The sequence below is a fragment of the Paenibacillus sp. FJAT-27812 genome (genome assembly GCF_001273905.1).
Classification (GTDB): domain Bacteria; phylum Bacillota; class Bacilli; order Paenibacillales; family Paenibacillaceae; genus Pristimantibacillus.
This window is the reverse complement of record NZ_LIGH01000001.1, coordinates 1,012,224-1,025,370: the sequence shown is the minus strand read 5'-3', so window position 1 is coordinate 1,025,370 and position 13,147 is coordinate 1,012,224. Positions and strand designations below refer to the sequence as shown.

Here is a 13,147-nt window from a genome sequence, read left to right as displayed (position 1 = left end):
TTCTATATATACAAAGTTCATATTACTTAAGGAGGTTGTATGTATGATGAAGAAATCAGGGGTTGTTGGTTTATCGTTAACGTTGGCTGCTGTAATAATGCTTAGTGCTTGCGGCAGCAATGAGGGGAACACGAACAAAGGAACTGCGGCAACGAATAATGGTACGGCGCAAGAGGCCACAAAAGAGCCAGCGGCCGAACCGGTTACCATAACGCTTGCCGGCTGGGGAGCAAGCCCGGAAGAGCAGGATCTGCTTAACCAAACATTGAAGGAGTTTGAAGCTAAATATCCGAACGTGAAGGTTAAGTATGAAGTGATTGCTGATCAATACATGGATGTAATCAAGACAAGACTGATCGGCGGAGAAGGTCCAGACGTCTTCTACTTGGACGCATTCGAAGCGCCGGGACTCATTGAGCGCAATGTACTTGAGCCGCTGGATAGCTATGTAACGGAAGACTTTGACGTTGCAGACTTTGAACAGCCTATGGTTGATGCATTCAAGCAAGAGGGAGTCACTTACGGTTTCCCTAAGGATTTCTCTACCCTTGCCATGTTTTACAATAAGAAGGATTTTGCAGAAGCAGGCATTGCAGCGCCGCCTGCAACCTGGGATGAGCTGAAGGCAGCTGCAGCTAAGCTGACCAAAAAAGAAGGCGATAAAACCGTTCGATATGGCTTTGGCGTAGCGCCTGAGCTTGCGCGCCAAATGTTCATGATTCAAGCGTTTGGCGGCAAAGTGGCAGACGACAAAGGAAATGCCGCATTCGCATCCCCGGATGCGCTTAAAGGCTTGCAGCTAGTTACAGATATGCACAATGTAGACAAATCATCCGGCGAGCCAAAAGAAGTTGGCGCTGGCTGGGGCGGAGAGATGTTCGGCCAAGGCAAAGCCTCGATCGTATTCGAAGGAAACTGGGCGATCCCATTCCTCGAATCCAACTACAAGGATCTGGATTACGGAACAGCGGAGCTGCCAACTGTAAACGGCACTAAAGGCACGATGGCCTTCACGGTTGCTTATGTGATGAACAAGCAATCGGAGAAGAAAGAAGCAGCTTGGCAGTTGATTTCTTTCTTGACTGGCAAGGAAGGCATGAAGACTTGGACCAGCAAAGGCTTCGCGCTTCCTACGCGGAAGTCGGTCGCACAAGAGCTAGGATATGACAAGGATGAGCTGCGCAGCGCAATTGTGGCGGGAGCGTCCTATGCAACGCCTTGGCAAGCTGGTTCTACACTGCCAACAATTATGAGCAACTTCAATAACCAATTCGTTGATACCTTTATGGGCAATTCGAAGCTTGAGGATGCTATGAAAAAAGCCGAAACCGTTGCGAATAAGGAAATCGCAGCAGCTAAGTAAACGAAAGGAAGGGGGGAGAGCATCGACAGTCTCCCTCCTTCATTCTTTCATTTTGATACGAAAGGAGAAGGTGTAGCATGACCCAAGTTTCTTCATGGAGAAAGAAGCTGAAAAATAATGCAACAGGCTATCTGTTTTTGCTTCCAACGATTTTAGTGCTGGGCACTTTTTTGTTCTTGCCCGTTTTCTATTCGCTCTATCTTTCGGGACACAAGGTTAATCTGCTTGGCGACGTCAGCTACAAATGGGTGGGGACAGGCAACTTTACCCGAATGGCCGGAGACGAACGCGCTTGGATCGCGCTTAAGAACACGGCATCCTTCGCACTCTTTGTAGTACCGCTGCAGACGGCATTTGCTATTTTGCTTGCCGTTATTTTGAATGCTAAATTGAGATACAAAAACTTTTTCCGAATCGTATTCTTTATGCCGACCGTTACGTCATCGGCTGTATTGTCGCTAATCTTTATGTGGATATACAATTCAAACGGTCTTTTGAACCGTGTACTTGAATTCGTCGGTTTGCATGGCTATAACTGGCTTGGAGATCCTGCGGTCGCAATGAAGGCGATTATGCTTATGAATATATGGTCCACCGCACCGTTTTTTATGGTCGTTTTTCTAGCTGCGCTTCAGGATATTCCTGACGCGCTGTATGAATCAGCGATGCTGGACGGGGCAGGGGCTTGGCGGAGATTCATCTCTATCACGCTCCCGTTAATTAAACCGGCGACCTTCTTTACGGTCGTCATGGGTATTATCGGTACGTTTCAGCTCTTCGATCAATCTTATATTTTCTCGGCAGGCTCTGGCGGTCCGAACAACTCCACCTTGACCGTAGCGCTGCTGATCTATCAATATGCTTTCAAAAATCTCGACTTCGGCTACGCATCCGCGCTCGCTGTCATGCTGGCTGCGGTCATTATGCTCGTTACGCTGATTCAGCGCAAGCTGTTCGCCGAAGAGAAGCTGAACTAGGAGGGCGATTAGGTGGTATTTCAACAATCCAAATGGGGAAAGGCGATTCTCTACTTCCTGTTATTCGCATACGGCTGCGTTACGGTCGCTCCCTTTCTATGGGCGCTTTCCTCTTCGTTTAAGCCGCTAAGCGAAATTGTATCAGGAGGCATCAACTTTATTCCCAAACAGTTCACCTTTCAGAACTATTACGACATTTTCGTAAAAGAACCGCTGTTCCTCAGGTGGATGTACAACAGTGCCTTGATTGCCGTAGTTGCTACGGTGTGCAATACGCTGTTCAACTCCATGGCAGGTTATGCGCTTGCGCGGATTGAATTTACCGGAAGCAAGGTCATGTTCATTCTTATTTTGGCTGTACAGATGATTCCGGGCCAGCTCACGATCGTGCCGGCATACTTAATTATGAAGCAGCTCGATTTGTTGAACACGTATGCGGCATTAACGCTGCCGATGATGGCGAATGCGACGTTTATTTTTATGATGCGGCAATTTTTCCTAAGCTTTCCGAAGGAGCTGGAGGAGGCAGCCGAGATGGATGGCCTCAATCGGTTCGGCGTGTTTTTCCGAATTGCCCTTCCTCTGGCAGTGCCTGCGTTAGCGGCACAGACGATTTTCGTATTTATGGGAGCGTGGAATGAATTCCTTAAGCCGCTTATGTTCATGTCCGATAAGTCGATGTTTACGCTCACGCTTGGACTCAATACCTTCAAGGGGCAGTACATCAGTCATTGGAATTACATTATGGCGGCATCTATGGTCTTCACGCTCCCTGCGCTGCTGATTTATGCCTTCTTCAATCGATTCTTTATTAAAGGAATTACGTTCACCGGCGGGAAATAGCCATAAGCTCGTTAAAAGTAAGCTCTGTAGAGTAATCTGCAGAGCTTTTTTTATCTGCAAGTTGACAAAGGCTCTTCATCGCTTATAACATGAATATATATTCATTATTGCGTATAAATATTCATAACCGAGGTGAACCGATGATCCACTTATTATCGTTAAAAGAATTCAGCAAGGACATGATTCAATCCATTATCCATCAAGCTGTGGAAATGAAACAAAGCCCAGAGCGCTTCTATCATACAACCGAGCGAAAAGGGCTGCTTATGCTTTTTCAGAAAACCTCTACGCGAACTAGCCTGTCCTTCCAATCCGGCATCAACCAATTGGGCGGATACTCGGTCGTTATGGATTGGGATTCAAGCAATTTCAGCATATCCCCGATCCAATATGAAGCCCGGTATGCGTCAAGAAACTGCGATGTGATCATGGCTAGACTGAAAAAACATTCCGACGTGCTCGAACTAGCCCAGTATTCGAGCGTTCCTGTCATTAACGGCTGCTGTGAAAAATATCATCCATGCCAAGCCTTAGCGGATCTGATGACGATTTATGAGGTAGCGGGGACGTTTGAGGGAATAACGCTGACGTATGTCGGTATCCACAACAATGTAGCCAATTCATTGGTAGCAGGCTGCACCGCAATGGGCGTCAAGCTTCTCCTTGTAACGCCTATCGTAAATACGCCTTCATGGGATGAGGAGCTAATGCAAGCTGCCTATCAAAGCGGATACGTGGAAAATGCGGCTCATTTGTCGGAGGCGGTATCGCGGTCTGATTTTGTTTATACGGACACATGGGTCGATATGGAGTTTTTTCACGAGAGCCATTACGAGGAAGAGAAAAACCATAGAATGGAGCAGATGCTGCCGTATCAGCTGAACCGGAATAATCTGAAAGGATTTTCTCCTTATATTATGCATGATATGCCCATTCATCCGGGTTATGAGATTGAAGCAGAGCTCGTTGAATCGGATCGCTCCGTCATCTATCAGCAAGCCGAGAATAGGATGCATGTTCAAAAAGCGCTGCTCCTGTATTTGCTCAAACCAGGTTGCTATGCATGATATCTCGGGCGTATATGCGACAATCAGGTTTTGATTGAATGTTTGCCACCTCCATCAATCCGATTGATTGGAAGCTAAGAGAAGGTTATTTAAAAGAAATGCTGCCATTTGAATTTCCGATCATTCTCGGCTGGGACGCAGCGGGCATTGTAACAGAGGTTGGAGCGCAGGTGACTCAAAAAACGAAGAGCTTCTAAAATCGCTGGGCGCAGATGTGTTCATCGATTACGCCAAGGTTGATTTTGAAACGGTGATTTCAGACTATGATATCGTTCTTGATACGATGGGAAGAACCATCCAAGAAAATAGCTTTCAGGTGTTAAAAAAGGGCGGGAGGCTCGTATCGATCGTATCGCCTCCAGATGAAGCTAAAGCAGTAGAGAAAGGCATAAAAGCCGGTTCCTTATGGCTAAATCCGAGCGGCAAGCAGCTTCAAGAAATAGCCGACCTCATGGCAGACAACCGCATAAGAGCGATCGTTGGCCATGTGTTTGCTTTTACGCAAGAAGGATTAAGGGATGCCCATTAGCTGAGCGAGTCCCATCATGCCAGAGGGAAAATCGTAGTGAAAATCAAATAATGCGAAGCGGAATTTCGAGAGCGTTCATGCCTAGTCGGCAGGACGCTTTTTTTGTTTGTGCAATAGCATACGCAAAGGATAATGCTGGAAGTTGTCGAATAAGTTGCAAGATCTATAAAGCTATCGCCCGCAAACTATTTCTGAATGAATTCGTATGGGAGAGCAAACGATGAATCGACCACGCAAAATACTCATTATCGAAGATGAGCAGGACATTTCCCGCATCATCAAGGATTATGTCACGATCAACGGGTACGAAGCGCTAATTGCTGAAAATGGCAGAGACGCGTTAAATGCTTTAGACGGCTGGCAGCCGCATTTTATCGTTTTGGATATTATGCTTCCGGATGTGGATGGCATTGAGCTATGCCGCCAAATTCGCCAAAAGAGCCAAACGCCGATCCTTATTCTGAGCGCGAGAGGGAGCGACACGGATAAGGTTCTGGGCCTTGGCTTTGGGGCGGATGATTATATGACCAAACCTTTCTCTTTGAGCGAGCTGATCGCTAGAATAAATGCCCATTTACGCAGAATGGACAGCTTCGGAACGACTAGCCCGGTTGATGATCGTCTGATATTCGGCAACATCGTCATTGACAAGAAGGCGTACAGCGTAACGGTGGCTGGCAAGGAGATCGCTTTGTCTGCCAAGGAATTTGAGCTGTTATTTTACCTGTCTAAGCATAACAATCAAGTATTTTCAAAGAGTCAGCTGCTCGATGCGATTTGGGGCTACGCGGAGTACGGAGATGAAAGCACCATAACCGTCTATATTCGCCGGATACGGGAAAAAATCGAAGCGGATCCTTCAAACCCTGCCTATATTAAAACGGTCTGGGGCATCGGCTATAAGTTCTGCATGGATGAAGCGTGAGATAGGAGAAGCCTATGTATTTAAAAAGCTGGTTTAAAACGTGGTTTACGGCTGTTTTGATTTGTCTGGCGATCATAATCGGCTGTGGTGCTTCTTTGCTTATCGACAGCTACAGCAGCAAGGATAAGGCAGATTCTGCCTATGTTATTAATCAAGTACGTTTAAAGGTAAGTGAGATCATCTTTTATCTGGAAAGGCATCATGCTGAAATACAGGACGAAGCGATCGGTGAGACTCTTAATAAGATGAGTAACGCTAACGATCTGTCTTTCTTGTACGCGGGGCTGGACGGCAGCATTCGCTTCAGCACCTTTCCAGACAATAATGGGTTATCGAAGGTTGATGTTAGAACGGCACTTCACTATGATTTATACACCTCCAATGTGCAAAAGAATAAGTTTAACATTGCTTTTCCAATCGTAGATGATCAAACGAGAGAACAAATCGGAAATGCTATTTTTACGATGCCAGCAAGCGTTATCTAGAATGAACAAGCCCACGAAGTGCCGCTTATCCGAATCCTCATGATTCTTTCGTTTATGATCCTATTAATCATGCTGCTAGTGTTTCTTCGCTTTAAAATCAACCGCCATATCATTCGCCCCGTTCACAAGCTAAAGGATCATTCTGAAGCGATTTTGAAAGGCGATTACGAGCAAAAGGCCGAGTATTGAAGGCTTGATGAGATAGGCGAGGTTTATGCGGTGTTCGACCAAATGCGCTTGGAGATTATGTTTCTGAGTGAGCAGCAGGCAGAGCATGAAAAGGCGCAAAAGGAGCTTATTACTAATATTTCGCATGATCTTAAAACGCCGCTAACGACGGTCAAAGCATACATAGACGCCATTCTTGAAGGGATTTGCCCCAATATGGAATCGGTCATGGGCTATGTTGAAATCATGCAGACGAATACGGACAAAATGGCGCGGCTCGTAGAGGACCTTCTCCTGCATGCTTTAAAGGAGCTGGGCCAAATTTCGATACAGCTTACAGAGCAATACAGCCAAAACGTACTGTCGACCATAATCAAGCCGATTAGCCATTATGTTCGCTCTACCGGAGTTGCTTTCATAGAGCCGCCGGAAATTGCGAATGTGCTCATTCAAGTTGACGCTAACCGTTTAGAGCAGGTCATTTCCAACTTGGTTGCGAATGCATTAAAGCATACGACGGCGGGCGATTCGATTCGGATGAGCGTCGAGCTTGAAGGCGGGAGCTTAAAATTAACGATTGCAGACACAGGCAAAGGGATTCTTCCGCAGGACATGCCGTTTATATTCGAACGTTATTTCAAAGGGCAGCAGAGTACCAAACCGCATCAGGAGGGGAACGGGCTGGGGCTTTCGATCTGCAAGCACATTATTGAGGCGCATAAAGGGTCGATATCTTTTAAAAGCATAAAGGATCAAGGAACGGTATTTAGTTTTTTCATCCCCATCTGTTAAATCGATCTGTAATACTTTATTAATATCCTGATAAGTATTTATCAACAACGGCCCCTTACAATGACTAGATGACAGCAATACGGGAGGGCTTATCGGTGTCCAAAAAAACAATCATTCGCGCAGCGAACCTATGCAAAACCTATTCGACCGGGAGCGAGCAGTTTCATGCGCTTCGAAACATGGATGTAGACATTTATGAGGGCGATTTTACCGTCATCATGGGCAATTCGGGCTCGGGCAAGTCGACGCTGCTTTACTTATTAAGCGGGCTGGATAGTGTAACGGCTGGCGAGGTTTATTTTCGGGAGCAGCGCATTGACCAATATAACGAGAAAGAGCTGGCACAATTTAGAGCGAAAAAAATCGGCTACATTTATCAAAGCATTAATTTGGTGCCCGACCTTACCCTGTTCGAAAATATCGTAATGCCCGGGTATGTGGCGGGTTATCGCAAAAGCGAATTAAAGAGCAAGGCGCTTCTTCTGTTGAAGCAGCTGGATATAGAGGCGCTAAGCAACCGCATGCCAGCGCAGGCCTCTGGCGGACAGCAGCAAAGAGCGGCTATCTCCAGAGCGCTCATTAATTCGCCTGACGTTATTTTTGCGGATGAGCCTACAGGAAGCTTGAATTATGATCAAGGCGTGGCGGTGCTCGATATTTTAACGAAGATGAACCGTCAAGGCCAGTCGGTCGTCATGGTGACCCATGATATTAAAGCAGCTTGCAGGGCAGACCGGCTTATTTTAATTCGAGACGGCAAAATAGGCGGCATCTTAGAGTTTGATAAGTTTGACCAAGCAAGTATTCCGGAACGCGAGCACATTATTTTCTCCTATGTGTCGGGGAAGGAGTAACCGATATGGATGCAGTATGGTCGCTTTGTTACGCTCATTTAAGAAAAAAGAAGCTGCAGAACGGGATAATAGCCCTGTTGATTTTATTATCGACCTTGCTTCTTGCCACCTCCGTTACGGTAATTTCAAACACTAAAAATGTGTTTATGGATATCCACCGCAAAACAAATGGCTCCCATCAAATATTGACGCTGATGAATCAGCTGCATGATCCCCAAATGATCAAGAGCTGGTGGGATAAGCAGGACGGGGTGAAGGTGTCCGAGCTCCTGCCTTACCGAAATTTGTCCGGCGCAACCTTTCAAGGGAAAGAAATTGCGAATTTATATTTGTTTATGATGAATACGCCGGCGGCGCAGGCAAAGGTAGACCGTTTTGTTTTTGCACAGGGGGGCGAAGCGCTTAGTCCAGAGGCGGGAAGCATATGGATTCCTACTTCAATGGCGATGACCAATAAAATTGCAATCGGGGACAGCATTGGCTTCAAAACAGGCGAGCGCATGTTTGAGCTTAAGGTATCCGCTGTTGTAGTCGATATTCCATACGGCGGTCCCTTTGCAACCGGTGCACGGATTTGGATGAACAGCACGGATTATCATAAGCAGCTCGATACGCTGCAGGGTGAGGACATGTACATGCTCGGGCTGCGTTACGATGACTATAGCGAGAGCAGCCGATATTGGCATAGCTTCGAGGAGGGTCTCGGAACTCCCTACTTGGAGTGGAAGACCGATTTTGAAGCGATCTCATCTTTCTATTTCATAATTAATAAGTTAATAGGCTTTGTAATGATTTTTGTTGGCGTCGTCATGATGCTGGTTGCGTTATATACGATTGGCTTTACGATTTCCGACGCCATTTTATCCAATTATAAAACGATCGGAGTATTAAAGTCGCTGGGGCTGTCCTCGAACAAACTGATCGCTATATATGTGATGCAGTATGCGTTTCTTTCTGTTATAGCTATTATTCCGGGACTTGGGATCAGCTATTTTTTGTCAAAAATGATAGTAGAGAGCTCGCTTTCGTATTTAAAAGCAGGGGATTTATGGGTCGCGATTCAGGGGTATGATAAGGCTATGCTAGCTGGAGTCGTTGTTTTTATCGCGGTTCTGCTATGCGTGTTGGTCTATGCTAGCAAAGCGCGTTATGTACAGCCCATGCAAGCTATTCGGTATGGCATGTCCGAGATGGAAAACAATAAAATGATCAAACGCCTTCAAGTCCTAAGCGGCGCAAAAAGCATTTTTGAGAGAATGCCGCTCCCTTTCGTCATTGGACTTAGGCCTATTTTGAAAAATGCGAAGGATTCCGTCCTCATTGTAGTGCTTACCACGATTACGTCAGCGGTGCTCGTATTGGGCTTTGTTTTGCTAAACAGTATTTTTGCTATACAGCAAACGGCGCCGTTGTGGGGATACGACTCCTCTCATGTTGCAGTGACGATCTTTAATAAGTCGGCTTTTTCACGGGCGGATTTGGAGAAGGAGGTGCTGGCTGATCCACGAATCAAAAACATCGGATGGATGAGTTCGCTGAATGGGGTATTTGCTCCGGACCAGATGCCGGGCGCTGAACGAGCTAAGCGTGAATCTATTAATGGGAATATGGATGTCCTTGACGGAAGCTTTGATCATATGGGAATGGCGGTCCTAAAAGGGTACAACCCGCGGAACAGCAACGAAATTGCGCTTGGCGTCAACGTTGCCAAAAGTCTTGGCAAGGATGTTGGCGATGTAGTAGATGTGTATATTGAGGGCCATAAACATACGCTTACCGTTACGGGCGTCTACCAGGCCATAGCGAACATGTCCTATTCAGCAAGAATTACGGCGGATGTGGTTAAAAAATATAATCAAAATTATAACGCGGCGGAGCTTTGTTTCATTAACCTAGCCGACAGTACGCTAGCGGATCAGATCGTACAGCAATTAAATACGAAATACAAGGATTCGATCTCAGCGGTAACCCAGCAGACTTTATTGGATTCGGTCTATAAGGATGCGGCGACTATTTTGATCTTGCCAATGAGCATGATGGGGCTGCTGTTTGTTGGCGTTACCTTCATGATTATTTACAGCATATGCCGGATGAGCATTAGGAAGGAAAGCAAAAGCTACGGGATCTATAAATCCATAGGCATGACTTCGAATCAAATGAGAAGAGCCATTTCGGCAGGGATCGTGGCGCTATCTGCAATCGGAGTTGTGATCGGAATAGTTGTGGGCGTTTATGTGCTGCCTATCTTATTGTCTGACCTCTTCTCGGGTTATGGGATCGTGCAGCTGCCGCTAATTCGGGAATGGGGAGGAATCATAGCAGTTGCTTTGTTAAGCGTAATTGCAGCGGGCTTTGGTTCATGGCTATCGTCAAAAGTAATCCAGAAGACATCGCCGCGAATACTTGTTGTCGAATAACGATAAGGCCGAGCATCGCACTTGTGCGGGGCTCGGCCTATTTTTAAATGAATATGATTAATTGGTTCCGATCAATGCGTTAACGCTCTTCATCGTATCGTTGAAGTCAACGCCATCATGATTCCATACAAAGACATCGGCATGCTGGATATACTCGCTGCTCAGCTCAACCTCTGCCGCTTTTTTAACCCTTTTGCCGATTTCCTCCGTGCTACCGCCTCTCATCTCCAGCCTTCTCGCAATCGTTTCTAGATTAGCGCCAACATAGACAGCCACGATATCTTTGTACAGCTTCTTCAGGGATAGAACGCCGGCTAAGTCTAGTACGATGTGGGCCGTTTCATCTTGATTCAATATATGCTCGATGCTTGATTTGAGCGTGCCGTAAAAGTGTCCGTTGTACTGCGTCCACTCGATGAAGGCATTTGCCTGAACTTGCTGATCAAATTGCGCGGCATCCATAAAAATATAATGAACCCCGTCTTCTTCGTTTGGCCTAGGAGGCCTTGTCGTTGCCGTAATGATTTTGCGGAAGCCGTTATGGCTTAGCTCCTTCTGTATTTCGGACTTTCCTGACGAGGAAGGGCCATAAAATGCAAGTATTTTTCCCAAACGGAAGCGCTCCTTTATGATTTCTTCATCTATTGCTTCTAATAGGGACCATATATTGTTAAAATATTTGTAAACAAAGCCAGCTGGGAGCGAGCCAATGATATTATATAAACATTCTTCGAATTCATTTTATAATGATACGGATATTCAGAGGCATATCAATACGGAAAATGCGAAGCAAAGGGTATCGATCCGGGATGATTTTGAACGCGATTTTGGCAGGGTCATTCATTCGGCTGCGTTTCGCCGCTTGCAATCCAAGACGCAGGTTATTGGGATCAGCGAAGGCGATTTTCATAGAACGCGACTTACCCATTCTCTTGAAGTATCTCAAATTGCCAGAGGAATAGCCACAACCTTAAATGAAAAAAACAAAATCTTCAAAGAGTCGGAATACAAAATCGATATCTCCCTTATTGAAGCAGCCGCTCTAGCCCATGATTTGGGGCATCCTCCCTTCGGACACCAAGGAGAACGCGCATTGAACAAATGCATGAGTGCATCTGGGCTAAATTTTGAAGGCAACGCGCATACCTTTCGGTTATTAACGAATAGAGAGGGAGACTTGGAAGCGGGACTGGATCTGACGAGAGCGGCTTTATTGTCGATTTTGAAATACCCGGCCAGCATGAAGCAAGTAAACAATCCGGCGATTACGGGAAAGCCGCCCAAAAGCAGCGTGTTTGAAGAGGACGAGCCGGTATTTGAGTGGGTGATCCAAAGCTTTGCGCCGGAAGAGAAGGCCTACTTCTTGGAGGTAACGGATTTTCAAGAGGGGAAGCATAAGAAGACTTTAAATAAAACCTTTGAATGCTCCATTATTGAATTAGCTGACGATATCGCTTACGCGACTTATGATTTGGAGGATGCTTTTAAGCTGAATCTGATTCATGCCGACCATTTAAACGAGATCGCTAAGCGGCATATGTCCATCTCATCGGCCAGAATTGCTGGAGCCCTACGTCTCTATATGGAGAATAGCAGTCCTAAAAGTAAAACGAAGCCGTTTTTCGCGGATCTGGTGTCCGGTTTCATTAATGAAATTAGTATCGTAGAGCCGCACCCAGCATTCGCCTCTAACCGTTTGCGTTACAAGGCGGTTATTGCAGAGGATGCGATGCAGCTATTGGAAGATTTGAAAAGCCTTGTTACCGACCATGTGATTTTCTCTCAAAAGGTTCAAACCTTTGAATGGCGCGGCGGTAAAATTATCGAGAAGCTCTTTGAAGCGATGATGAATGATAAGAATCTGCTTCCTGAGGATAGAAAACGGAGCTGGCAGCCATCATCCGACAGGGTGAATGCAAGGCTCGTTTGCGACTATATAGCAGGAATGACAGATACTTATGCGCTAAAAATGTATTCCCGTTTATATGAAGCAGCGGGCGGCAGGCTGTTTGATATTTAACATATGGAGCAGCAGTGAAAGCTGTTGCTTCATCTAATAGTTGCAGAATATTACAACGCTCAAATATAGTTATTTAAATTATTTTTAAAAAACACTTGCAATAGTGGGCAAGTACATGGTATATTCTTATTCCGGCCAAGAAATACACCGGAACGAAAGAAAAAAGATTGCTCTTTGAAAACTGAACAACGAGTAATAACTGCCYYKMWRATYCTWMSGRATSRKMRRAAAAAGCGATAAAAAAGTAATGAGCATTTCAAACACCAATTTGGAGAGTTTGATCCTGGCTCAGGACGAACGCTGGCGGCGTGCCTAATACATGCAAGTCGAGCGGATCTTGTCCTTCGGGATAAGATTAGCGGCGGACGGGTGAGTAACACGTGGGTAACCTGCCTGTAAGACTGGGATAACATTCGGAAACGAATGCTAATACCGGATACGCGATATGGTCGCATGACCGAATCGGGAAAGATGGAGCAATCTATCACTTACAGATGGACCCGCGGCGCATTAGCTAGTTGGTGAGGTAACGGCTCACCAAGGCGACGATGCGTAGCCGACCTGAGAGGGTGATCGGCCACACTGGGACTGAGACACGGCCCAGACTCCTACGGGAGGCAGCAGTAGGGAATCTTCCGCAATGGACGAAAGTCTGACGGAGCAACGCCGCGTGAGTGATGAAGGTTTTCGGATCGTAAAGCTCTGTT

General features: G+C 46.1%; 11 protein-coding genes, 1 pseudogene and 1 other annotated feature. Of the genes and pseudogenes, 11 read left to right on the top strand and 1 reads right to left on the bottom strand.

Annotation, left to right across the window (positions count from 1 at the left end; translation table 11 throughout):
• Positions 1-46 precede the first annotated feature (46 nt).
• From ADU23_RS04410 to ADU23_RS04365, 10 genes and pseudogenes are all read left to right on the top strand, one after another.
• Positions 47-1,363, top strand: coding sequence for an ABC transporter substrate-binding protein (locus ADU23_RS04410; RefSeq protein WP_442950645.1), 1,317 nt, complete (start codon positions 47-49; stop codon positions 1,361-1,363).
• A gap of 77 nt (positions 1,364-1,440) precedes the next feature.
• Entirely contained in the window at positions 1,441-2,340 is a 900-nt protein-coding gene (locus ADU23_RS04405; RefSeq protein WP_053372636.1) for a carbohydrate ABC transporter permease, read from the top strand.
• 12 nt (positions 2,341-2,352) lie between these two features.
• Positions 2,353-3,183: a carbohydrate ABC transporter permease gene (locus tag ADU23_RS04400; RefSeq protein ID WP_053372635.1), complete on the top strand. Its 831-nt coding sequence runs from the start codon at positions 2,353-2,355 to the stop codon at positions 3,181-3,183.
• Positions 3,184-3,323: 140 nt separating this feature from the next.
• On the top strand, positions 3,324-4,250 hold the full coding sequence (locus ADU23_RS04395) for an ornithine carbamoyltransferase (RefSeq protein ID WP_053372634.1): 927 nt from the start codon (positions 3,324-3,326) through the stop codon (positions 4,248-4,250).
• A 44-nt stretch (positions 4,251-4,294) separates the two neighbouring features.
• Positions 4,295-4,779: pseudogene (locus ADU23_RS04390) on the top strand (zinc-binding dehydrogenase); the annotation flags it as partial.
• A gap of 220 nt (positions 4,780-4,999) precedes the next feature.
• On the top strand, positions 5,000-5,704 hold the full coding sequence (locus ADU23_RS04385; protein ID WP_053372632.1) for a response regulator transcription factor: 705 nt from the start codon (positions 5,000-5,002) through the stop codon (positions 5,702-5,704).
• A gap of 14 nt (positions 5,705-5,718) precedes the next feature.
• On the top strand, positions 5,719-6,189 hold the full coding sequence (locus ADU23_RS31950) for a hypothetical protein (protein WP_053372631.1): 471 nt from the start codon (positions 5,719-5,721) through the stop codon (positions 6,187-6,189).
• 219 nt (positions 6,190-6,408) lie between these two features.
• Positions 6,409-7,149, top strand: a complete 741-nt coding sequence (locus ADU23_RS31945; RefSeq protein ID WP_053372630.1) for a sensor histidine kinase — start codon at positions 6,409-6,411, stop codon at positions 7,147-7,149.
• A gap of 95 nt (positions 7,150-7,244) precedes the next feature.
• Positions 7,245-8,003: an ABC transporter ATP-binding protein gene (locus tag ADU23_RS04370; RefSeq protein WP_197286034.1), complete on the top strand. Its 759-nt coding sequence runs from the start codon at positions 7,245-7,247 to the stop codon at positions 8,001-8,003.
• A gap of 5 nt (positions 8,004-8,008) precedes the next feature.
• A complete protein-coding gene (locus ADU23_RS04365) occupies positions 8,009-10,420 on the top strand; it encodes an FtsX-like permease family protein (protein ID WP_053372628.1) in 2,412 nt (803 codons plus the stop codon).
• Positions 10,421-10,477: 57 nt separating this feature from the next.
• Here ADU23_RS04365 and ADU23_RS04360 read toward each other — a convergent pair whose 3' ends face one another.
• Complete coding sequence (locus tag ADU23_RS04360; protein WP_053372627.1) at positions 10,478-11,032, bottom strand: guanylate kinase; 555 nt, start codon at positions 11,030-11,032, stop codon at positions 10,478-10,480.
• A gap of 97 nt (positions 11,033-11,129) precedes the next feature.
• On the opposite strand from ADU23_RS04360, the gene ADU23_RS04355 reads away from it, so the two are divergent.
• The gene (locus ADU23_RS04355; protein WP_053372626.1) at positions 11,130-12,440 is read left to right on the top strand and encodes an anti-phage deoxyguanosine triphosphatase; all 1,311 of its coding nucleotides are present in this window, start codon (positions 11,130-11,132) and stop codon (positions 12,438-12,440) included.
• Positions 12,441-12,743: 303 nt separating this feature from the next.
• Positions 12,744-13,110, top strand: a sequence feature (16S ribosomal RNA rRNA prediction is too short).
• Positions 13,111-13,147 lie beyond the last annotated feature (37 nt).

What these genes read in the sequence shown, in the direction of transcription:
- ADU23_RS04410 (WP_442950645.1), top strand. Translation starts at nt 47, where the DNA reads ATGAAGAAATCAGGGGTTGTTGGTTTATCGTTAACGTTGGCTGCTGTA.
- ADU23_RS04405 (WP_053372636.1), top strand. Translation starts at nt 1,441, where the DNA reads ATGACCCAAGTTTCTTCATGGAGAAAGAAGCTGAAAAATAATGCAACA.
- ADU23_RS04395 (WP_053372634.1), top strand. Translation starts at nt 3,324, where the DNA reads ATGATCCACTTATTATCGTTAAAAGAATTCAGCAAGGACATGATTCAA.
- ADU23_RS04385 (WP_053372632.1), top strand. Translation starts at nt 5,000, where the DNA reads ATGAATCGACCACGCAAAATACTCATTATCGAAGATGAGCAGGACATT.
- ADU23_RS31950 (WP_053372631.1), top strand. Translation starts at nt 5,719, where the DNA reads ATGTATTTAAAAAGCTGGTTTAAAACGTGGTTTACGGCTGTTTTGATT.
- ADU23_RS04365 (WP_053372628.1), top strand. Translation starts at nt 8,009, where the DNA reads ATGGATGCAGTATGGTCGCTTTGTTACGCTCATTTAAGAAAAAAGAAG.
- ADU23_RS04355 (WP_053372626.1), top strand. Translation starts at nt 11,130, where the DNA reads ATGATATTATATAAACATTCTTCGAATTCATTTTATAATGATACGGAT.